Below are 20,684 nucleotides of genomic sequence, written 5' to 3'. Positions count from 1 at the left end.
CACATGACGGAACGTCAGTCAGCGGGCGTGCTCGGTGACCTGCTCCACAACGCTCGTGCCGGCGCCCGGACCGGACTCCCACTCCCAGGTCTCCGTCAGCCGCAGCCGCCCGTCCGGCAGCTCCCCGACCGTGGACACGCAGTGCCCGGAGGCGGTCGTCCCGTCGGTCCTGAGCTGCACGTACCGGAAGTCCAGCCGGTCGCCCTCGCGGGTGCCGACCAGATGGCCGCGCACCACGTCGCCGCCCGCGTACTCGGCCCAGACGGCGCCGTCCCGCTCGTGGTACGCGAACCGGGTGGCGGTGCCCACCTGGCCCGGGTCCTGGTCCGACACGGGGGCGAAGGCGAGTCCGTCGAGCGACCGGGCCATGGAACGGGGCTCCCTTACGGGTGAGGAGGGGTGCGGGCTAGGGTGGCCACCGTACAAGCACTCGCGGGAGCCCGGACGACCGGGCTGAGAGGGAGGCTCGCGGCCTCCGACCGTACGAACCTGATCCGGGTCATGCCGGCGAAGGGAGGGGCTCACCGCCCATGTCGTCACGTACGTCCGACGTCCTCGTCATCGGGGGCGGAATCATCGGCCTGGTCACGGCCTGGCGCGCGGCGCAGCGCGGGCTCGCCACGGCCGTCGTGGACCCCGCGCCCGGGGGCGGCGCCGCCCAGGTGGCGGCCGGGATGCTGGCCGCGGTCACCGAGCTGCACTACGGCGAGGAGACGCTGCTCGGGCTGAACCTGGAGTCGGCCCGCCGCTATCCGGAGTTCGCCGCCGAGCTGACCGCGCTGACCGGCCACGACCTCGGCTACCGGCGCTGCGGCACCCTCGCCGTCGCGCTGGACGCCGACGACCGGGCCCACCTGCGCGAACTGCACGCGCTCCAGCAGCGCTGCGGTCTGACGGCCCAGTGGCTGTCCGGGCGGGAGTGCCGGCGCCTGGAACCGATGCTGGCGCCCGGGGTGCGCGGCGGGCTGCGGGTCGACGGCGACCACCAGATCGACCCGCGCCGGCTGGCCGCGGCCCTGGTCGCCGCGTGCGAGCGGACCGGTGTGGTGTTCCACCGCGACCGGGCGGAGCGCCTGGACGTGGTCGCGGACCGGGCCGCCGGCGTCACCACGGCGGACGGCACCGGGCTGCGCGCGGAGCAGGTGGTGCTCGCCGCCGGCAGCCTGAGCGGACGCCTCGCGGGCGTGCCGCGGGAGCTGTCGCCGCCGGTCCGGCCGGTCAAGGGGCAGGTGCTGCGGCTGGCCGTGCCGCCCCGGTACGCGCCGTTCCTGAGCCGGACCGTACGGGCCGTGGTGCGCGGCGGCCACGTCTATCTGGTGCCCCGGGAGAACGGCGAGCTGGTCGTCGGCGCCACCAGCGAGGAGCTGGGCTGGGACACGACGGTCACGGCCGGCGGCGTGTACGAGCTGCTGCGCGACGCCCACGAGCTGGTGCCCGGCATCACCGAGCTGCCGCTCACCGAGACCCGGGCCGGACTGCGCCCCGGCTCCCCCGACAACGCGCCGCTGCTCGGCCCGTCCGGCCTGGCCGGGCTGCTGCTGGCCACCGGTCACCACCGCAACGGGGTGCTGCTCACGCCGGTCACCGGGGACGTCCTGGCGCACACCCTGACCACCGGCGAACTCCCCGAAGAGGCACGTCCCTTCACTCCCCGGCGCTTCGGTGCCGCCCGCCCGGAACAGCAGGAGCAGCCCGTATGAGCACCTCCGTGACCATCTCCGTCAACGGCGAACCCCGCCGCGTGGCGCCGGGCACCGCGCTGGACGCCCTGGTGCGCACGCTCACCGCGGCGCCGCGCGGGGTGGCCGCCGCCGTCAACGAGACCGTCGTCCCGCGCGCGCGGTGGGCGGCGACCGCGCTCGCCGAGGGCGACCGCGTCGAGGTCCTCACCGCCGTACAGGGAGGCTGAGCCATGGCCGACGATCCGCTGGTCCTCGGTGACCTGACCTTCTCCTCCCGGCTGATCATGGGCACGGGCGGGGCGCCCAGCCTGGAGGTGCTGGAACGGGCGCTGGTCGCCTCCGGCACGGAGCTGACGACCGTCGCGATGCGGCGGGTGGACCCTTCCGTGCACGGCTCGGTGCTCTCGGTGCTGGAACGGCTCGGCATCCGGGTGCTGCCGAACACGGCGGGCTGTTTCACGGCCGGCGAGGCCGTGCTGACCGCGCGGCTGGCCCGGGAGGCGCTCGGCACGGACCTGGTGAAGCTGGAGGTGATCGCCGACGAGCGGACGCTGCTGCCCGATCCGGTGGAGACGCTGGAAGCGGCGGAGACGCTGGTCGACGACGGGTTCACGGTGCTGCCGTACACCAACGACGATCCGGTGCTCGCGCGCCGGCTGGAGGACGCCGGGTGCGCCGCCGTGATGCCGCTCGGCTCGCCGATCGGCTCCGGGCTCGGCATCCGCAATCCGCACAACTTCCAGCTCATCGTGGAGCACGCGCGCGTGCCGGTGATCCTGGACGCGGGGGCCGGCACGGCGTCCGACGCGGCGCTGGCGATGGAGCTGGGCTGCGCGGGGGTGATGCTGGCGTCGGCGGTGACGCGGGCGCAGGAGCCGGAGCGGATGGCCGCGGCGATGCGGCACGCGGTGGAGGGCGGCCGGCTGGCCCGGCTGGCGGGGCGGATCCCGCGGCGCTACCTCGCGGAGGCGTCCTCCCCGGCGGAGGGTCTGGCCCGGCTGGACCCGGAGCGGCCGGCGTTCTGACGGCGCCTTCCCGCGCGGGTCCGGAGCCCGCCGTGTGACCCTCGTCCCGCGTGCCGCTCGTCACAGGTCGGCTGCAGTGCCGCCGCGGGGGCGGCCGGCGGGGCGGGGGCGCGGGCGGTGCCTCGTAGACTCGCCTCTCGTGGATACGACCCTTCAGGACCCCTTGGTCGGGCAGGTGCTCGACGGCCGCTACCGCGTCGACGCGCGGATCGCGGCGGGCGGGATGGCCACGGTCTACCGGGCCCTGGACACCCGTCTGGACCGTGTGCTCGCGCTGAAGGTGATGCACCCGGCGCTCGCGGCCGACGGGTCGTTCGTGGAGCGGTTCATCCGGGAGGCCAAGTCGGTCGCCCGGCTCGACCACCCGAACGTGGTGCAGGTCTTCGACCAGGGCACCGACGGGTCGTACGTCTACCTGGCGATGGAGTACATCGCCGGCTGCACGCTGCGGGACGTGCTGCGCGAGCGCGGCGCCGTGCAGCCGCGGGCCGCGCTGGACATCCTGGAGCCGGTGCTCGCCGCGCTCGGTGCCGCGCACCGGGCCGGGTTCGTGCACCGCGACATGAAGCCCGAGAACGTGCTGATAGCCGACGACGGCCGGGTGAAGGTGGCCGACTTCGGGCTGGTGCGCTCCGTGGACACGGTGACCAGCACGACGGGCGCCGTGCTCGGTACCGTCTCCTACCTCGCGCCCGAGCAGATCGAGCAGGGCACGACCGGCCCGCGCGTGGACGTGTACGCGTGCGGGGTGATGCTGTACGAGATGCTGACGGGCGCCAAGCCGCACTCCGGGGACTCCCCGGCCCAAGTGCTCTACCAGCACCTGCACGCGGACGTGCCGCCGCCCTCGGCCCTGGTGCCCGGGCTGCCGTCCGCGCTGGACGATCTGGTGGCGTCGGCCACCGCGCGCACCCCGGACGCCCGGCCGCAGGACGCGGTGGCGCTGCTCGGCCAGGCGCGGCAGGCCCGGCCGGCGCTGACCGACGAGGAGCTGGACACGCTGCCGCCGCAGGCGCTGGCCGCGCGGCACGACAACGCCGGGGACCGCACGAGCGTGATCCCGCGCGCGCTGACCGCCCCCGTCCCCCGCTCCGCCGGCGCGGTGGAATCCCCGTCCGGGCCGCTTGCCGACGGCGAGAACCCGCCGCTGACTGCCGCGGCGGACGGTGTCGACCGCACGGCCCGGCTGCAGAGCCCGCCCGTGCCGCCCCGGCGCCGCCCGGCCCGGCCGCGGCGCGCGGTGCTGGCCCTGATCGCGGCCGTGCTGGTGGTGCTGGGCGGGGGCGCCGGTGTCTGGTACATCAACTCCGGCCAGTTCACCAAGGTGCCGCCACTGCTGGCGAAGACGGAGGCCCAGGCGCGGGACCGGCTGGAGGCGGCCGGGCTCGGCGTCGGCGAGGTCGAGCACGCCTACAGCGACACCGTCGAGCGGGGCACGGTGATCGGCTCCGACCCGGCGCCCGGCGCCCGGATACGCGACCACGACGCGGTGTCGCTGACCGTGTCGCTCGGCCCGGAGACGGTGAACGTGCCGAACGTGGAGGGCCAGTCGCTGGCGAAGGCGCGGGCCCGGCTGAAGGCGGACGGCCTGGAGCCGGGCATGGTCACCCGGGAGTTCAGCGACGACGTGCCGCGCGGCTCGGTGGTCCGGACGACGCCGGACGCGGGCACCAAGCGGCACGCGGGCTCGGCGATCGCGCTGACCGTCAGCAAGGGCAGCCCGGTCGACGTGCCCGACGTCACCGGCGACGACCTGGACAGCGCGCGGCAGGACCTGACGGACGCGGGGCTGAAGGTGCGGATCGCCGCCAAGCGGGTCCACTCCGAGTACGACAAGGGCGCCGTCGCCGCGCAGAGCCCTCAGGAGGGCAACGAGGCGGCCGAGGGCGACACGGTGACCCTGACGCTGTCCGAGGGCCCGGAGCTGGTCGAGGTCCCGGACGTGGTCGGGGACAGCGTGGACGACGCCCATGAGGCGCTGGAGGCGGCGGGCTTCGAGGTGGACGAGGACCGCGGGCTGCTCGGACTGTTCGGCGACACCGTGAAGAAGCAGTCGGTGGACGGCGGCGACAAGGCGCCCAAGGGGTCGACGGTCACGATCACCATCCGGTGACCGGTCTCACCGGTGATCACGGTCCGGGCGCGGGGGCGGACATGACACCCTGAACGGGTGAGTCCCGTTCGATCCCCCCGCCCCGGCAGTCCCCGCAATCCCGTCGGCAGCCATGTCCCGGTGGCCGGCGGTCTGCACTCCGTCGGGCTGTCCTACGCCCGTGAGCTGCAGGCGGAGGCCGTGCAGGTCTTCGTCGCCAACCCGCGCGGCTGGGCCACGCCCGCCGGGAACCCGCGGCAGGACGAGGCGTTCCGCGCGGCCTGCGCCGAGGAGTCGGTCCCGGTGTACGTGCACGCGCCGTACCTGATCAACTTCGGTTCGCACACCGAGGCGACGGCGGAGCGGTCGGTGGAGTCGCTGCGGCACTCGCTGCGGCGCGGGCGCGAGATCGGCGCGCTGGGTGTGGTGGTGCACACCGGCAGCGCGACCGGCGGCCGGACGCGGGAGGTGGCGCTGCGGCAGGTGCGCGAGCGGCTGCTGCCGCTGCTGGACGAGCTGACCGAGGACGACGACCCGTTCCTGCTGCTGGAGTCGACGGCCGGGCAGGGCGCCTCGCTGTGCTCGCGGACCTGGGACTTCGGGCCGTACTTCGCGGCGCTGGACGCCCACCCGAAGCTGGGCGTGTGCCTGGACACCTGCCATGTCTTCGCCGCCGGGCACGACCTGACCGGGCCGGCCGGTATGCACCAGACGCTGGATCTGCTGGTGGAGACGGTCGGCGCGGGCCGGCTGAAGCTGATCCACGCCAACGACTCCAAGGACGTGGCGGGCGCGCACAAGGACCGGCACGAGAACATCGGCGCCGGCCACATCGGTGAAGACCCGTTCCGGGCGCTCATGACCCACCCGGCGACCGAGGGCGTCCCGCTGGTCATCGAGACGCCCGGCGGCAAGGAGGGGCACGCGGCGGACGTGGAACGGCTGAAGAAGCTGCGCGACGCCTGACGGCGCCCGGAGTCACAGCTCGGGGCCGTCCCCGGGCTCCTCCTGGTAGGAGTAACGCTGCTCCCGCCAGGGATCGCCGACGTTGTGGTAGCCGCGCTCCTCCCAGAAGCCGCGGCGGTCGGCGGTCATGTACTCCACGCCCCGGACCCACTTCGGGCCCTTCCAGGCGTACAGGTGCGGGACGATCAGGCGCACCGGGAAGCCGTGCTCGGCGGTGAGCAGCTCGCCGTCCTTGTGGGTGGCGAAGATGGTCCGGTCGGAGCAGAAGTCCGACAGGCGCAGGTTCGAGCTGAAGCCGTACTCCGCCCAGACCATCACATGGGTGACGTCGGGCGCCGGCGGGGCCAGCTCCAGTACGGCGCTCGCCGGGACGCCGCCCCACTCCGCGCCGACCATGCTGAACTTCGTCACGCAGTGCAGGTCGGCCGTCACCGTGGTGTACGGCAGGGCCGTGAACTCCTCGTGGTCCCAGGTCCGCTTGTCACCGTCGGCGGTGGCCCCGAAGACCCGGAACTCCCAGCGCTCGGGCCGGAACTTCGGCACGGGCCCGTAGTGCGTGACCGGCCAGCCGCGCTGGAGCCGCTGACCCGGCGGAAGCTCTGAACCTGCCGCTGCCCCAGACCCTCGCTCCACCGGATGACCCATGTATCCATCCTGACAGACCTCGGGCAGTGCCCTTGACCATCACTCTCCGAAAAGGGCATATACGGACAAGTCGGTGCGAACTTACTAAGTATCCACTTACTGGACGATCTTCTCCGTCGGTGCAATCATGCGGCGCTATCGGCCGGGTCCCTCTGGAAGGAGTCCACAGCGATGCAAGGCGACCCCGAGGTCATCGAACTGCTCAACGAACAGCTGACCGCCGAGCTGACCGCGATCAACCAGTACTTCCTGCACGCCAAGCTGCAGGACCACAAGGGATGGACCAAGCTGGCCCGGTACACCCGGGCGGAGTCGTTCGACGAGATGCGCCACGCCGAGGTGCTCACCGACCGCATCCTGCTCCTCGACGGTCTGCCCAACTACCAGCGGCTCGGCCATGTGCAGGTCGGGCAGACGGTGACCGAGATGTTCCAGGCGGACCGGCAGATCGAGGTCGAGGCCATCGACCGGCTGCGCCGGGGCGTGCAGGTGATGCGCGAGAAGGACGACATCACGTCGGCCAACGTCTTCGAGGCGATCCTGGCCGACGAGGAGCAGCACATCGACTATCTGGACACCCAGCTGGAACTCGTGGACAAGCTGGGCGAGGCGCTCTATCTGGCGACCGTCATCGAGCAGAGCCAGCCCGACGCCTCGGGCGGCCTGTCCGGCCACTGAGCGGCCGGCGTCGTCAGGCCGCGTCGTCCAGCCGTACGAGCGCCGGGGCGCGCTGGCCGGCCAGCTCCCGGCGGGGGCAGGCGCCGCGGCCGAGCAGGGCCTGGATGCGCCGGACGCAGCCGCCGCAGTCGGTGCCGGCCTTGCAGGCGGAGGCGATCTGGCGCGGGGTGCAGGCACCCTTCTCCGCGTGCTGCTTGACCTGGTCCTCGGTGATGCCGAAACAACTGCAGACGTACACGCGGGTTCACCTCCCCGGAGGGTCGCTGGTCACTGCCCTCCCCTGTTCGGTGAGGCAAACCTAACCTAACCCATTCCCGGCACCCGGAGAAGTGACCGGGGCGCGGATCCGGTGTGATCCGCGCCCCAGGGTGACTCAGTGCCGGCCGGTCACTGGTCCCGGTACATCTCGGCCACCAGGAACGCCAGGTCCAGCGACTGGCTGCGGTTCAGCCGCGGGTCGCAGGCCGTCTCGTAACGCTGGTGCAGGTCGTCCACGAAGATCTCGTCGCCGCCGCCCACGCACTCGGTGACGTCGTCGCCGGTCAGCTCCACATGGATGCCGCCCGGGTGGGTGCCGAGCTCCTTGTGGACCTCGAAGAAGCCCTTGACCTCGTCCAGCACGTCGTCGAAGCGGCGCGTCTTGTGCCCGGAGGCCGCCTCGAAGGTGTTGCCGTGCATGGGGTCGGTCACCCAGGCCACCGTCGCGCCGGACGCCGTGACCTTCTCGACCAGCTCGGGCAGCTTGTCGCGGATCTTGTCGGCGCCCATCCGGACGATGAAGGTCAGCCGGCCCGGCTCCCGCTCGGGGTCGAGGCGGTCGATGTAGCGCAGCGCCTCCTCGGCCGTGGTGGACGGGCCCAGCTTGATGCCGATCGGGTTGCTGATCCGCGAGGCGAACTCGATGTGCGCGTGGTCCAGCTGCCGGGTGCGCTCGCCGACCCACACCATGTGCGCGGAGACGTCGTACAGCTTGCCGGTGCGGGAGTCGACCCGGGTCAGGGCGGACTCGTAGTCCAGCAGCAGCGCCTCGTGCGAGGAGTAGAACTCGACGGTCCGGAACTCCTCCGGGTCGGTACCGCAGGCCCGCATGAAGTTCAGCGCGTTGTCGATCTCCCGCGCGAGCTGCTCGTAGCGCTGGCCGGACGGCGAGGTGCGCACGAAGTCCTGGTTCCAGGCGTGCACCTGGTGCAGGTCGGCGTAGCCGCCGGTGGTGAAGGCGCGCACCAGGTTCAGCGTGGAGGCCGACGCGTGGTACATCTGCTTGAGCCGCTCCGGGTTCGGGATGCGGCTGGCCTCGGTGAAGTCGAAGCCGTTGACGGAGTCGCCCCGGTACACCGGCAGCGTCACACCGTCGCGGGTCTCGGTCGGCTTGGAGCGCGGCTTGGAGTACTGCCCCGCGATCCGGCCGACCTTCACCACGGGCACGGAGGCCGCGTAGGTCAGCACGGCGCCCATCTGGAGCAGCGTCTTCAGCTTGTTGCGGATGTGGTCGGCGGACACCGCGTCGAACGCCTCGGCGCAGTCGCCGCCCTGGAGAAGGAACGCCTCTCCCTTGGCGACGGCCGCCATCCGGGCGCGCAGCTGGTCGCACTCGCCCGCGAAGACGAGCGGCGGATACGACTCGAGGTCCGCGATCACTGCGCGCAGAGCCTCGGGGTCGGGGTACTCGGGCTGCTGCGCCGCGGGCAGGTGTCGCCAGGTGTTGCCAGCGCTCGGGCTGGTCTTAGCGTTCACGGTCACTCCGTAAACATTACGGGGTCGTGTCCCATGTTCTTCCTCCGGCTCGAAGGGTGAGACGGCCTGACTGCCTGCCGGACGGCCGGCGGGTGCGGTAGGGTTCCCGGCATGTTCGCGCTGTCGATCCAGACCTGGTGGTGGACCGCTTCTCCGGCGGCCCGCTGATCGCGCGTACGACAAGACTTCGCGAAGGCCGCCCGAGGGGCGGCCTTCGGCGTTTTCCGGGGCCGTTCCTCACCGCCATCGAGCACCGATCACTTCGATCACATCGACGGAAAAGAGGAACCATGGACCTGGCACGGCTGGTGCACGACTCCCGCCCCTTCGCCCTGCTCCACCGCCGCACCCCGGGCCGCGACGAGCGCCTGGTGGAGGTGCTGACCGGCCCGGTGACCCGGTGCGACCGGCTGGCCGACCTGCCCGACGAGGGGCTGGCGCTCGTCCCGTTCCGGCAGTTGCGCGAGCGCGGCTTCGACGTCCGCGACGACGGCACCCCGCTGCTGGTGCTGACCCCCGAGGAGACGCACACGCTCGACCTGGACGAGGCCCTCGGTGTGCTGCCCGCGCACGAGGTGCGGGTCGAGGGCGGCGGCTTCGACGTGGACGACGAGGAGTACGAGCGGATCGTCGGCCGGGTGCTGCGCGAGGAGATCGGCCGGGGCGAGGGCGCGAACTTCGTGATCCGGCGCACCTACGAGGGCCGGATCCCCGGCTTCGGCCGCGCCGACGCCCTCGCCCTGTTCCGGCGGCTGCTGGCGGGCGAGCGCGGCGCCTACTGGACGTTCGTGGTGCACACCGGGGACCGGACGCTGGTGGGCGCCAGTCCCGAGGTGCACGTGCGGATGTCCGGCGGCACGGTCGTGATGAACCCGATCAGCGGGACGTACCGCTATCCCGCCGAGGGGCCCACGCCGGACCACCTGCTCCGCTTCCTCGCCGACGGCAAGGAGACCGAGGAGCTGTCGATGGTCGTCGACGAGGAGCTGAAGATGATGTGCACCGTCGGCGACATGGGCGGTGTCGTCGTCGGTCCGCGGCTGAAGGAGATGGCGCACCTCGCGCACACCGAGTACGAGCTGCGCGGCCGGTCCTCCCTGGACGTGCGCGAGGTGCTGCGGGAGACCATGTTCGCGGCGACGGTGACCGGGTCCCCGGTGCAGAACGCGTGCCGGGTGATCGAGCGGCACGAGCGCGGGGGCCGCGGGTACTACGCCGGTGCGCTGGCCCTGCTCGGGCGGGACGCCGGGGGCGCGCAGACCCTGGACTCGCCCATCCTGATCCGCACCGCCGACATCGGCGCCGACGGCCGGCTGCGGGTGCCCGTCGGGGCGACGCTGGTGCGCGGCTCCGACCCGGCCGGCGAGGTCGCGGAGACCCACGCGAAGGCGGCGGGCGTGCTGGCGGCGCTCGGGGTGGGCCCGGCCCGGCCGCGCGCGGAGCGGGAGCGGCCCCGGCTGGCCGACGACCCGCGGGTGCGGGCCGCGCTGGACGGGCGGCGGGCGGGGCTCGCGCCGTTCTGGCTGCGGATGCGGGAGCGGCCCGGCGTCCTGACCGGCCAGGCCCTCGTGGTGGACGCCGAGGACACCTTCACCGCGATGCTGGCGCACGTCCTCGGGTCCGGCGGGCTCGACGTGAGCGTCCGGCGGTACGACGAACCCGGACTGCGGGAGGCGGTGCTCGCGCACCCGGGTCCGGTGGTCCTCGGGCCCGGCCCCGGCGACCCCGCCGACCTCGCCGATCCCCGGATGGCGTTCCTGCGGGACCTGACCGCCGAGGTGCTGGGCGGTCACCGGCACGGGGTGCTCGGCGTGTGCCTCGGACACGAGCTGATCGCGGCCCGGCTGGGGCTGGAGCTCGTCCGCAAGGAGGTGCCGTACCAGGGGGCGCAGACGGAGATCGACCTGTTCGGGCGGAGCGAGACCGTCGGTTTCTACAACAGTTTCGTGGCGCGCTGCGACGAGGACGCGGCCCGGGAGCTGGCCGCGCACGGCGTCGAGGTGAGCCGCGCGGAGAACGGCGAGGTGCACGCCCTGCGCGGTCCCGGCTTCGCCGGGGTGCAGTTCCACCCGGAGTCGGTGCTGACGCTGAACGGGGCCGCGGTCGTGCGGGAGCTGGTGGGCGGGCTGCGCCGCACGACCGTGTAGCGCCCGGGCGCCGGTCAGCCGAAGAAGACGCCCGCCTCCCGGTACAGCTCCGGGTCCACCGTCTTCAGTCTGGCCGTCGCCTCGGTCAGCGGGACGCGGACGATGTCGGTGCCGCGCAGGGCGACCATCCGGCCGAAGTCCCCGTCGTGGACGCAGTCGATGGCGTGCAGTCCGAAGCGGGTGGCGAGCCAGCGGTCGAAGGCGCTGGGCGTGCCGCCGCGCTGGACGTGGCCGAGGACCGTGGTGCGCGCCTCCTTGCCGGTGCGCCGCTCGATCTCCTTGGCCAGCCACTCGCCCACCCCGGACAGCCGGACGTGCCCGAAGGAGTCCTGCGACTCGTCCTTGAGCACCACCTGGCCGTCCTTCGGCACGGCGCCCTCGGCGACGACCACGATCGGCGCGTAGGAGGCCTGGAACCGGGAGGTCACCCAGTCGCAGACCTGGCCGATGTCGAAGCGCTGTTCGGGGATGAGGATGACGTTGGCACCGCCGGCCAGGCCCGCGTGCAGGGCGATCCATCCGGCGTGCCGGCCCATCACCTCCACCACCAGGACCCGCATGTGGGACTCGGCGGTGGTGTGCAGCCGGTCGATGGCCTCGGTGGCGATGTTGACGGCGGTGTCGAAGCCGAAGGTGTAGTCGGTGGCGGACAGGTCGTTGTCGATGGTCTTCGGCACGCCGACACAGGGCATCCCGTACTCGTCGGACAGCCGGGCGGCGACCCCGAGGGTGTCCTCGCCGCCGATCGCGATCAGGGCCTGCACCTCCTGCTTGGCCAGGTTGTCCTTGATCCGGCGGATGCCGTCGCGCACCTTGAGCGGGTTGGTCCGCGAGGAGCCGAGGATGGTGCCGCCGCGGGGCAGGATGCCGCGCACGGCGGGGATGTCCAGACGGACGGTGTCGTTCTCCAGCGGACCGCGCCAGCCGTCCCGGAATCCGACGAAGTCATAGCCGTACTCCTGCACGCCCTTGCGGACGACGCCCCGGATGACGGCGTTGAGCCCGGGGCAGTCGCCGCCTCCGGTCAGTACTCCGACGCGCATGGAAATGTCCCTTCGCCGCGATGGTCTGACGCCGAGTCACGCTAATGGTGATTCAGGTCACATCGGGAGGGGCGATTCGGGTGATCCGGGCGCGCGCCGCGTGCGCGCCCTACTCCCCGTCGAGTCCGCGCTCTATGGCGTACCGGACCAGCTCCACCCTGTTGTGCAGGTGCAGCTTGCCCAGGGTGTTCTGGACGTGGTTCTGGACCGTGCGGTGGGAGATGACGAGGCGTTCGGCGATCTGCTTGTAGCTCAGGCCCTTCGCCACCAGCCGCAGCACCTCCGTCTCCCGCTCCGTCAGCCGGGGCGCGCCCGGCTCGCCGGCGTCCGCGGCGGGCGCGGGCTCGGCGGCCAGCCGCCGGTACTCGCCGAGCACCAGCCCGGCCAGGCCCGGCGTGAACACCGGGTCGCCGGCGGCGGTACGGCGCACCGCGTCGAGCAGTTCCGCGGTGGAGGCCGACTTCAGCAGATAGCCGGTCGCGCCGGACTTCACCGCCTCCAGCACGTCGGCGTGCTCGCCGCTCGCCGAGAGCACCAGGACCCGCAGCGCCGGGTCGTGGCCGACCAGTTCCTTGCACACCTGGACGCCGGGCTTGGCGGGCAGGTTGAGGTCCAGCACCAGCACGTCGGGCGCGGCGGCCCGGGCCCGGCGCACCGCCTGCTCGCCGTCACCGGCGGTGGCGACCACCTCGAAACCGGACTCGGCCAGGTCCCGGGCGACCGCGTCCCGCCACATCGGATGGTCGTCCACCACCATGACCCTGATCGGGTCCTGCCGCTCGGTCATCACCGCTCCGCCTTCTCGCCGCGCGCCCGCACGGCGCCCTTCGGTACCTTCAGTTCGACCTCCGTGCCCTGCCCGGGAACGGAGAGGATCCCGGCGCTGCCGCCGAGGTCGCGCAGCCGGCCCCGGATCGAGAGGGCCACCCCGAGCCGGCCCTCGCCCTCGGCCTGCGCCAGCCGGCCCTCGGGGATGCCGGGGCCGTCGTCGCGGACGGTGACGACGATCTCGTCCGGCTCGTCCTCCAGCAGGATCCAGGCTCGCGCCCCGTCCCCCGCGTGCGCCCGCACGTTGTCCAGGGCGGCCCCGACGGCGGCGGCCACCTCGCGGGCCGCGGCCGGCGGCAGCGGCACCGGGGCGCCGGGCTCGGCCAGGCTGACCCGGGCACCCGCGTACGGCGCGAGCAGGGAGCGCAAGTCGAGCGGACCGGTCTCGTCCGGTTCCTCCACCGCGCGGACGACGGCGCCCTCGGCCAGGTCCTCCGAGACCCGGGACACCGGCACCAGACCGCCCGAGACCAGGGTCCGCAGGGCCACTTCCTGGTCCCCGGCCAGCCGGCCCAGCTCGGCCGCCTCGCCGCCGAGCGCCGCGCCCCGGCGCTTCACCATCGCCAGCACCTGGAGCACGCCGTCGTGGATGTCCCGGGCCAGCCGCTCCCGTTCCCGGGTCGCCGCCTCGATCTCCAGGGCGCGGGCGAGGGTGCGCTCGGAGGCGCGGGCCACCTCCACGACGTAGCCGATGGCGATGGCGGCCACCCAGACCAGGATCACGTTGTGCACGGTGTCCCGGGCGGGGTGGCCGCGCTCGGCCAGGTTGGCCGCGGCCACGGCCGTGGAGGCGACGGCCGCCCAGCGCCAGCCGCCCTTGACGGCGAAGGCCAGCACCGCGCCGGCCGTCCATATCGACGGCAGGGTGGGGCCGCCGCCCGCGATCCGCTGGTGGCTGTCGGCGAGCGGGGTGAGCAGGATGCCGGCCAGCGCGACGGCCAGGTCGGCGGCGAGGAAGCGCCGGGTGCAGCTCGCCGCGTTCGCCACCCTGGGCAGGGTGGCGAGGGTCCACACGACCAGCACGGCGTAGTAGGCGACGGCCACCCAGGGCCGGACGAACTGGTCGTAGGCGGTGGCGCACAGGCCGATCGCGTAGAGCATGGTCAGGACGCGGTACGCGGTCAGCGCGCGCCACAGCGGCAGCTCCACCGACATCCGCATGACCCGCTCGCGCTTGGGCATGTCCCCCGGCCCCCCGATTCCCCCGGTCCCCTGGTACCCCGGCCCGCCGGACCGCTGGTCCGCCGCGGCTAGGACTCGTCCTGCTTCTTCCCGGCCGTGCCGGTCTGCTCCGCTTCGGCTTCCCTGGCCGCCTTCGCCGCCTTCGCCGCCTTGGCCGCCTCCGTGAGCTGCCGCTTGGCGGCGGTGGCGTAGATGTCGACGTACTCCTGGCCGGAGAGCTTCATGATCTCGTACATGACCTCGTCGGTCACGGCGCGCAGCACGAACCGGTCGTGTTCCATGCCCTGGTAGCGGCTGAAGTCCAGCGGCTTGCCGATGCGGATGCCGGGCCGCATCAGCTTGGGCACCACCTTGCCGGGCGGCTGGATCTTCTCCGTGTCGATCATGGCGACCGGGATGACCGGCGCCCCGGTGGCGAGCGCCACCCGGGCCAGACCGCCGGGCTTGCCCCGGTACAGCCGGCCGTCGGGCGAGCGGGTGCCCTCCGGGTAGATGCCGAACAGCTCGCCGCGCTCCAGCACCTCTATGCCGCTCCTGACCGCCGCCTCACCGGCGCCGCGCGCCCCGGAGCGGTCCACCGGGAGCTGGCCGACGCCCTTGAAGAAGGCCGCGGTGAGGCGGCCCTTCACGCCCGGGGTGGTGAAGTACTCGGCCTTGGCGATGAAGGTGACCTTGCGGTCCAGCACGGCCGGCAGGAAGAAGGAGTCCGAGAAGGAGAGGTGGTTGCTGGCCAGGATGGCCGCACCCGTGGCCGGAATGTTCTCCAGGCCCTCCACCCACGGCCGGAAAGCGACCTTCAGCGGCCCGCCGATGGCGACCTTCATCGTGCCGTACAACACCCGTGTGCCTCCCGTTTCCGTCGGACAGACCTTAACCCCAAGGACCGTCAATGGGCCCGACGACCCTGGTCGGTGTCAGTGCGGTCGCGTACGGTGAAGCACATGCCAGTTCTCCCCGGAGCCGAGCCGTACCGCCACCAGGGCGGTGAGGTGGGGGTCCTCCTCTGCCACGGTTTCACCGGCTCGCCCCAGTCGCTGCGCCCCTGGGCGGAGCACCACGCGGCCCGCGGCCTGACCGTCTCCCTGCCGCTGCTGCCCGGCCACGGCACCCGCTGGGCGGACATGCAGCTCACCACCTGGCAGGACTGGTACGCGGAGGTGGACCGCGAGCTGCGCCTCCTCGCCGAGCGCTGCTCCCGGGTGTTCGTCGCGGGGCTGTCGATGGGCGGCGCGCTGGCCCTCCGGCTCGCGGCCCGGCACGGCGAGCGGGTCGCGGGCGTGGTGGTGGTCAACCCGGCCAACAAGGTGCACGGCCTGTCCGCGTACGCCCTGCCGGTGGCCCGGCACCTGGTGCGCACCACGAAGGGCATCGCCAGCGACATCGCGAAGGAGGGCGCGGCGGAGCTGGGCTACGACCGGGTGCCGCTGCACGCGGCGCACTCGCTGCGCGGGTTCCTGCGCCGGCTGGACGGCGAGCTGCCCCAGGTCACCCAGCCGCTGCTGCTGCTGCGCAGCGCCCAGGACCATGTCGTCCCGGCGGCCGACTCGGCGCGCGTGCTGAGCCGGGTGTCGTCCCTGGACGTCACGGAGACCGTGCTGGAACAGAGCTACCACGTCGCGACGTTGGACGTGGACGCGGACCGGATCTTCGAGGAGAGCTACGCCTTCATCGGCCGGCTCGCACCCAGTGTCGGCAAGGAAGGGACGGCCGCAGTTGGCTGAGCACGACTCCGACCGTGAGGGCCGCGAGGACCGCGACGGCCAGGAGGACCGCGAGGGCCAGGGGGCCCGTGAACCGGACCGCCAGGAGGTGCCGTTCGACGAGGACGCCGCCTGGCGGGCCATCGTCGCCGGCTACGGCGTGGAGCCGCCGGACCCGCCGGGCGCCCGGCCGTTCAAGCCGGTGGAGGATCTGGCGCTGCTGGAGAAGAACGCCGTGGCGGACACCGGCGGGGACGACGGGGGCGACGCCCCGCCCGCGCGGCCGCTCGGCGGCTCGGTCTCCTTCGCGCCCGGGATCGGCCCGCGTGACTACGCGGTGGCCGAACCGTCCGACGACGACTTCGGCGACGGCGACGAGGGCCACTTCGTCCCGCCGGAGCCGCCGCCGCTGCCGGCCGCGGACACCACCGCGAAGTTCGCCTGGCTCGGCGTGGTCGGCGGCCCCGTCCTGCTGCTGCTGGCGGTGCTGCTCGGCTGGGACATGACCTGGTGGCTGGCGACCTGCGGCATCGGCGGCTTCCTCGGCGGCTTCGTGACGCTGGTGGCGCGGATGCGGACGGACGACGAGGAGGACGACGGCCCGGGCCGCGGAGCGGTGGTCTGACGCCGGACCGGGCCGGGCCGGCCGACGCTGGGCCGGACCGGGTCCGCGGTCGGCTGACGCTGGGCCGGGCAGGGTCCGCGGCCGGCCGACGCCCGGGCCCGTGCCCGGCCGCCGACGCCGGTTACGCCGCCGGGACCCGCAGGGCGGCCAGCACCGGGAGGTGGTCCGTGGCCGCCCGCAGGTCCGCCCGGCTGATCCCCGGCTCGTCCAGGGGCACGCCGCAGCCCAGCACCTCGATGCCCTTGGTCGCGAAGACCGCGTCGATGCGCTGGTGCGGACCGGTGGCGGGCGAGGTGAACTCGCCGCCCCAGGGCGCGGTCGTACGGCAGTCCTGGAGGCCGGCGGCGAGGCGGCGGAAGGTGGGTCCGTCGGGGCGTTCGTTCAGGTCGCCGCCGACGACGGCGTGTTCCGCGCCCAGCCCGGCGAGGTGGTCGAGGAGCAGCCCGCCCTGGGCCTGGCGCTCGTCCTGGCGGAGGCTGAGGTGGCAGCTGACGACGCCGAGCCGGGCGGCGCCGAACCGGACGACGGCGCCGGCGAGACCGCGCCGGTGCAGACCGGGCGTGAGCGGCAGCAGGACATCCTCGGTCCGCTCGACGGTGGCGCGCAGACCGCACAGGATCGCCGGACCCGCCGCCGTGGCCCCTCCGGTGAGGACGACCTGGCCGGAGGCCGCCGCGAGCCGGGCCAGCTTCTTGCGCCAGCGGAAGAAGCGCGGGGCCTCCTGGAGCAGGACCAGGTCCGGGGCGCAGGCGCTGATGACACGGGCGAGGGCGGCGGTGTCGTCGCGCATCGAGCGGATGTTGTAGCTGAGCACGCGGACGACGGCGGAACCGTCTGCCGCGGTGTGGGAGTCGGGGAGCGGCACCATGTGGATCAATGTACGCCCCGGGGACCGGGGCGCGGCGACCCGTGCCCCCGGCCGCGGACCCGCCGCGGCCGGAGGTGTCCGCGCGGCCCGGCCGCGCGGACACCGGGCGCCGCGCCCCGGCGCCGCTACATGACCGGGTCGGGCTCCCGGGCCAGGTCCGCCGCGCCCACCAGGCCCGCCTTGTTGCCGAGCTGGGCGGCGATCACGTCGGCCACCGGGCGCCAGTTGCCGCCCACCAGCCAGCGCTTGTACGACTTGCGGATCGGGTCGAGGACCAGATCGCCCTCGTCCGAGAGGCCGCCGCCGACGATGAACGCGGACGGGTCGAACAGGGAGGCCAGGTCGGCCAGGCCGGCGCCGGCCCAGCGGGCCAGCTCGCGGTAGGAGTCGACGGCGACCGGGCAGCCCTGCCGGGCGGCCATGGAGATGTGCTTGCCCTCGATGCCGTCGGGGGTGCCGTCGCCGAGCGCGAGCAGCACCTCGGCGCGCTCGGGGGTGGCGTTGGCGCGCTGCTTGGCGTAGCGGACCAGGGCGCGGCCGGAGGCGTACTGCTCCCAGCAGCCCTGCGAGCCGCAGCCGCACAGCAGGCCGTCCGGGACCATCCGGATGTGGCCGAACTCGGCGGCCACGCCGAAGTGGCCGCGGCGCAGCTTGTTGCCGATGATGATGCCGCCGCCGAGGCCGGTGCCGAGCGTGATGCAGATGACGTTGCGGTGGCCCTTGCCGGCGCCGAACCGGTACTCGCCCCAGGCGGCGGCGTTGGCGTCGTTCTCGACCACGACCGGAAGGCCCGTGCGGGCCTCGACCTTCTCCTTGAGCGGCTCGTTGCGCCAGTCGATGTTCGGCGCGAAGTACACCGTGGCGCGCTGCCGGTTGACGTAACCGGCGGCACCGATGCCCACGCCGACGATCTCGTGCCCGGCGCGCGCGCCCTCCACCGCCGAGGCGATGGCGTCCACGATGGCCTCGGGCGTGGTGGGGGTCGGCACCTTGAAGGTCGAGAGGATGTTGCCTTCCTCGTCGACCACGCCGGCCGCGATCTTCGTGCCGCCGATGTCGACGCCGATGGTGAGTCCCATGAATCCCTCAGTTTCGGTCGAGCCCCGCTACGGCCAACCGTACCCGAGGCCCCGCCGTGCCAGGGCTTCAGTCCAGGTCGATGCGCTCCCCCGGACCGGTGCCCTCGCCCCGGTCCCCGCGGCCGCCCGTGTCGTCCCGCTCGTCCCGGTCCGCCCGGTCCTGGCGGTCCTGGCGGTCCGGCCGGCCGCCGCCCGGACCGGCCGTCCAGCGCCGCTCCTGGGCCTGGACGGCGGAGCGGTAGGCGGCGAGCAGTTCGCCGCCGGCCGCGGCCAGGTGGCCGAAAACGTCCGGGTTGCGCTCGATGACGGGTTCCACGGCGGCCTTGGCCTGCTCCACGGCCTGCCGCGCCAGTTGCTGGGCGGCGGGTCCGGCGAGGCTTTGGAGGAGGGGCGAGGACAGCCCGGAGAGCTTGTCGGCCACCGCGTCCACCAGCTTCTTCAGCTCCTCGGCGGCCGGGCCCGGCGGGGCTCCCTGCTCGGTGCGGCGGCGGGCCTTCTCGGCGGCGAGGTCCTCGGCGCAGGCCGTGGCCCAGGCGTCGGCGTCGGTCGCCCGCTCCTGCGGCGGTTCGGGTGCGGGGCGCTCATCGCTCATGGCGGACTCCTGACTAGGTTCGCCTTTACGACGTTACCCGAACGGCCGTGCCCGGCTCACCGGCCGGCGGCAGGCCACAGGTCCGGGTCCGGGGCGAACCGGATGCGCAGTTCGCCCTCGCGCAGTCCGGCGCCGGCGACGGTGCAGCGGCGCAGCGCGGAGGGCAGCGGCACGATCCGGCGGAACGGGCCCGCGCTGATCAGGAGTTCGTCGCCACGCCGGACCAGGTCCAGCTCGTCCCGTATCGCGCCGGGCAGCGGCAGCGCCCAGACCAGCACGCCGTCCTCGGCGATGCGGTCGGTGACGGGCCACTGCACCGGGGCGGGCGCCGGATCGACGGCGGGCACGGCGAGGGCGGCGAGGTCGTCGGGGCCCTGCGGGTCGCGGCCGAGGTGCGCGACGGTGTGCACGTCGTGGGTCTCCCGCCAGTCGGCGAGCGTCTTGCGCTGCTGGGCGAGGAGTCCGGTGAGCCAGCTGTCGGGGGCCGCGTCGGGCAGGGTCCGGTTGGCGATCAGGGCCTCGGTGCGCAGGCCGCGCAGGGCCAGGCCGAGGCTCGCGGCGCGGATCGCGGCGGCGCCGGCCGGGCCGGGCTCGGCGACCAGGCGTACGGCGGTGCCCGGGTCGGTCAGGACGGTCTCGACGGCGGCCAGCTCCAGGTCCCAGCGGGCCGCCGTCTCGTACAGCCACCCGGCGGGCATGGGCACGCCGGCCAGCCGGCCGAGGACCGGCCGCAGGGCGCGGGCGGCCTGCCGCTCGGGCGGCAGCAGGCGGCGCAGATAGCGGCGCAGCTCCTCGGGCAGGGCGAGCAGGGCGAGGGCCTGCGGCAGCGGCGGGAGGTCGGCGACGAGGAGGTCGTACCGTCCGGAGAGGGCCGCGTCGCGCAGGGCGCGGAGGAAGGACAGCTCCTCGGCGCCGGGCAGCGGGGTGACCTCCTCGGCGTCCAGCCGGGCGGCGCCGAGCAGGTCGAGGACGGTCACGGCGCGGCTCTGGAAGGCGGTGAGGTCCTGCCGGAAGCGTTCCGTGGCGTCCGGGCGCCAGACGGTGAGGTGCGGCGCGGCCTCGGTGGGGGCCGGTCCCGTCCCGGTGCCCAGTGCCACGCCCGGGGTGTCGGTGTGGTCGGCGCTGAGCAGGAGGGTGCGGGTGCCTTCGCCGGCGGCGCGCAGCGCGGTCGCCGCGGCGACCGTGGTGCGTCCGCCGCCGCCCGGGCCCGTGATCAGGATGGTGCGCATGACGGGAACGCTACCGGTGCCCCGCCGGCGGTCCGCCCGCCGCCGGGGGCGGCGGCCCCGGAGGGTCCGGGCGGTCGGGGCGGTCCGGGCCGGCCGGCGGTCAGCCGGCCGTGTGTCCGGCCGTCGCGGACGGCCCCTGCTCCACCCTCTTCTTCAAGCCCGCCAGGGCCCGGTCGATGATGACCTTCTCGGCCTTGCGCTTGATCATGCCGAGCATGGGGATCTTGACGTCGACCGTGAGCCGGTAGGTGACCTCGGTGGCGTCCGCGCCGGCCGGCTTCAGCAGGTAGGTGCCGTCCAGGGAGCGCAGCATCTGGGACTTGACCAGGGTCCAGGAGACCTCGTGCTCGCCGGCCCAGGTGTAGGCGAGGGTCTGGTCGTCCTTGATGGCGCCGGCGTCCATGACGAGGCGGACCTGTTCGGCGCGGCCCCGCTCGTCGGTGGCGAGGACCTCCGCCTCCTTCACCTCGCCGGTCCAGTCCGGGTAGCGCGCGAAGTCGGCGATCACCGCCATGACGTCGGCCGGGGCCGCCTCGATCGTGATGCTCGAACTGGTGTGTTCCGCCATC

The 20,684-nt window shown here is 73.9% G+C and carries 23 protein-coding genes and 1 riboswitch; of the genes, 10 read left to right on the top strand and 13 right to left on the bottom strand.

Annotation, left to right across the window (positions count from 1 at the left end; genetic code table 11):
- Positions 1 to 18: 18 nt before the first annotated feature.
- On the bottom strand, positions 19 to 369 hold the full coding sequence (locus ACZ4SV_RS19115; RefSeq protein WP_365882755.1) for an avidin-fold protein: 351 nt from the start codon (positions 367 to 369) through the stop codon (positions 19 to 21).
- A gap of 53 nt (positions 370 to 422) precedes the next feature.
- Positions 423 to 533: riboswitch (TPP riboswitch) on the top strand.
- On the opposite strand from ACZ4SV_RS19115, the gene thiO reads away from it, so the two are divergent.
- The 5 genes from thiO (at position 531) to ACZ4SV_RS19090 (ending at position 5,765) form a co-directional block, all read left to right on the top strand.
- Positions 531 to 1,700 carry a glycine oxidase ThiO gene (gene thiO / locus ACZ4SV_RS19110; protein ID WP_397980502.1) on the top strand — a complete coding sequence of 390 codons (1,170 nt, stop codon included), beginning with the start codon at positions 531 to 533 and terminating at the stop codon, positions 1,698 to 1,700. (Overlaps the previous riboswitch by 3 nt.)
- On the top strand, positions 1,697 to 1,909 hold the full coding sequence (gene thiS / locus ACZ4SV_RS19105) for a sulfur carrier protein ThiS (protein WP_365882759.1): 213 nt from the start codon (positions 1,697 to 1,699) through the stop codon (positions 1,907 to 1,909). Before thiO ends, thiS begins: the two co-directional genes overlap by 4 nt.
- A 3-nt stretch (positions 1,910 to 1,912) precedes the next feature.
- Positions 1,913 to 2,707, top strand: coding sequence for a thiazole synthase (locus ACZ4SV_RS19100; protein ID WP_365882761.1), 795 nt, complete (start codon positions 1,913 to 1,915; stop codon positions 2,705 to 2,707).
- 139 nt (positions 2,708 to 2,846) lie between these two features.
- Entirely contained in the window at positions 2,847 to 4,820 is a 1,974-nt protein-coding gene (pknB, locus tag ACZ4SV_RS19095; RefSeq protein ID WP_468005627.1) for a Stk1 family PASTA domain-containing Ser/Thr kinase, read from the top strand.
- 57 nt (positions 4,821 to 4,877) lie between these two features.
- Positions 4,878 to 5,765 carry a deoxyribonuclease IV gene (locus tag ACZ4SV_RS19090; RefSeq protein ID WP_468005625.1) on the top strand — a complete coding sequence of 296 codons (888 nt, stop codon included), beginning with the start codon at positions 4,878 to 4,880 and terminating at the stop codon, positions 5,763 to 5,765.
- Positions 5,766 to 5,777: 12 nt separating this feature from the next.
- On the opposite strand, the gene ACZ4SV_RS19085 is transcribed toward ACZ4SV_RS19090, so the two are convergent.
- Positions 5,778 to 6,410, bottom strand: a complete 633-nt coding sequence (locus ACZ4SV_RS19085; RefSeq protein WP_468005623.1) for a sulfite oxidase-like oxidoreductase — start codon at positions 6,408 to 6,410, stop codon at positions 5,778 to 5,780.
- 171 nt (positions 6,411 to 6,581) lie between these two features.
- Here ACZ4SV_RS19085 and bfr point away from each other — a divergent pair, with 171 nt between their 5' ends.
- A complete protein-coding gene (gene bfr, locus ACZ4SV_RS19080; RefSeq protein WP_365882958.1) occupies positions 6,582 to 7,088 on the top strand; it encodes a bacterioferritin in 507 nt (168 codons plus the stop codon).
- Between the two features lie 13 nt (positions 7,089 to 7,101).
- Here bfr and ACZ4SV_RS19075 read toward each other — a convergent pair whose 3' ends face one another.
- Entirely contained in the window at positions 7,102 to 7,326 is a 225-nt protein-coding gene (locus ACZ4SV_RS19075) for a (2Fe-2S)-binding protein (protein ID WP_468005620.1), read from the bottom strand.
- A gap of 149 nt (positions 7,327 to 7,475) precedes the next feature.
- Positions 7,476 to 8,828, bottom strand: coding sequence for a class II 3-deoxy-7-phosphoheptulonate synthase (locus ACZ4SV_RS19070; protein WP_468005618.1), 1,353 nt, complete (start codon positions 8,826 to 8,828; stop codon positions 7,476 to 7,478).
- 105 nt (positions 8,829 to 8,933) lie between these two features.
- On the opposite strand from ACZ4SV_RS19070, the gene ACZ4SV_RS19065 reads away from it, so the two are divergent.
- Together ACZ4SV_RS19065 and ACZ4SV_RS19060 are read left to right on the top strand one after the other, a co-directional pair.
- Positions 8,934 to 8,990: a trp operon leader peptide gene (locus tag ACZ4SV_RS19065; RefSeq protein WP_365882961.1), complete on the top strand. Its 57-nt coding sequence runs from the start codon at positions 8,934 to 8,936 to the stop codon at positions 8,988 to 8,990.
- A gap of 122 nt (positions 8,991 to 9,112) precedes the next feature.
- Positions 9,113 to 10,969, top strand: a complete 1,857-nt coding sequence (locus tag ACZ4SV_RS19060) for an anthranilate synthase family protein (protein WP_468005616.1) — start codon at positions 9,113 to 9,115, stop codon at positions 10,967 to 10,969.
- A 14-nt stretch (positions 10,970 to 10,983) separates the two neighbouring features.
- Here the strand turns inward: ACZ4SV_RS19060 and ACZ4SV_RS19055 are convergent, their stop codons facing one another.
- The 4 genes from ACZ4SV_RS19055 to ACZ4SV_RS19040 form a co-directional block, all read right to left on the bottom strand.
- A complete protein-coding gene (locus ACZ4SV_RS19055; protein WP_365882953.1) occupies positions 10,984 to 12,012 on the bottom strand; it encodes a 6-phosphofructokinase in 1,029 nt (342 codons plus the stop codon).
- 109 nt (positions 12,013 to 12,121) lie between these two features.
- Positions 12,122 to 12,799: a response regulator transcription factor gene (locus ACZ4SV_RS19050; protein ID WP_365882952.1), complete on the bottom strand. Its 678-nt coding sequence runs from the start codon at positions 12,797 to 12,799 to the stop codon at positions 12,122 to 12,124.
- Positions 12,799 to 14,022: a MacS family sensor histidine kinase gene (gene macS, locus ACZ4SV_RS19045; protein WP_468005613.1), complete on the bottom strand. Its 1,224-nt coding sequence runs from the start codon at positions 14,020 to 14,022 to the stop codon at positions 12,799 to 12,801. Before macS ends, ACZ4SV_RS19050 begins: the two co-directional genes overlap by 1 nt.
- Before the next feature lie 68 nt (positions 14,023 to 14,090).
- Entirely contained in the window at positions 14,091 to 14,861 is a 771-nt protein-coding gene (locus ACZ4SV_RS19040) for a lysophospholipid acyltransferase family protein (RefSeq protein WP_365883807.1), read from the bottom strand.
- Positions 14,862 to 14,963: 102 nt separating this feature from the next.
- Here ACZ4SV_RS19040 and ACZ4SV_RS19035 point away from each other — a divergent pair, with 102 nt between their 5' ends.
- On the top strand, positions 14,964 to 15,743 hold the full coding sequence (locus ACZ4SV_RS19035) for an alpha/beta hydrolase (RefSeq protein WP_468005611.1): 780 nt from the start codon (positions 14,964 to 14,966) through the stop codon (positions 15,741 to 15,743).
- A complete protein-coding gene (locus tag ACZ4SV_RS19030; protein ID WP_365883805.1) occupies positions 15,736 to 16,347 on the top strand; it encodes a hypothetical protein in 612 nt (203 codons plus the stop codon). Before ACZ4SV_RS19035 ends, ACZ4SV_RS19030 begins: the two co-directional genes overlap by 8 nt.
- Positions 16,348 to 16,468: 121 nt before the next feature.
- Here ACZ4SV_RS19030 and ACZ4SV_RS19025 read toward each other — a convergent pair whose 3' ends face one another.
- From ACZ4SV_RS19025 to ACZ4SV_RS19005, 5 genes are all read right to left on the bottom strand, one after another.
- On the bottom strand, positions 16,469 to 17,215 hold the full coding sequence (locus tag ACZ4SV_RS19025) for an endonuclease/exonuclease/phosphatase family protein (protein ID WP_365883804.1): 747 nt from the start codon (positions 17,213 to 17,215) through the stop codon (positions 16,469 to 16,471).
- A gap of 125 nt (positions 17,216 to 17,340) precedes the next feature.
- Positions 17,341 to 18,294, bottom strand: coding sequence for an ROK family glucokinase (locus ACZ4SV_RS19020; protein WP_365881483.1), 954 nt, complete (start codon positions 18,292 to 18,294; stop codon positions 17,341 to 17,343).
- Positions 18,295 to 18,361: 67 nt separating this feature from the next.
- Positions 18,362 to 18,886 carry a DUF5304 domain-containing protein gene (locus tag ACZ4SV_RS19015; RefSeq protein ID WP_468005608.1) on the bottom strand — a complete coding sequence of 175 codons (525 nt, stop codon included), beginning with the start codon at positions 18,884 to 18,886 and terminating at the stop codon, positions 18,362 to 18,364.
- Between the two features lie 56 nt (positions 18,887 to 18,942).
- Positions 18,943 to 20,115 (bottom strand): ArsA family ATPase, encoded by a 1,173-nt coding sequence (locus ACZ4SV_RS19010; RefSeq protein WP_468005607.1) that lies wholly within the window; start codon positions 20,113 to 20,115, stop codon positions 18,943 to 18,945.
- Between the two features lie 100 nt (positions 20,116 to 20,215).
- The gene (locus ACZ4SV_RS19005; RefSeq protein ID WP_468005605.1) at positions 20,216 to 20,683 is read right to left on the bottom strand and encodes an SRPBCC family protein; all 468 of its coding nucleotides are present in this window, start codon (positions 20,681 to 20,683) and stop codon (positions 20,216 to 20,218) included.
- Between the last annotated feature and the right edge of the window lies 1 nt (position 20,684).

This window comes from Streptomyces sp. NPDC027672 (genome assembly GCF_055566335.1).
The sequence above is the reverse complement of the archived record's forward strand: the minus strand, read 5'-3'. Positions and strand labels throughout refer to the sequence as shown.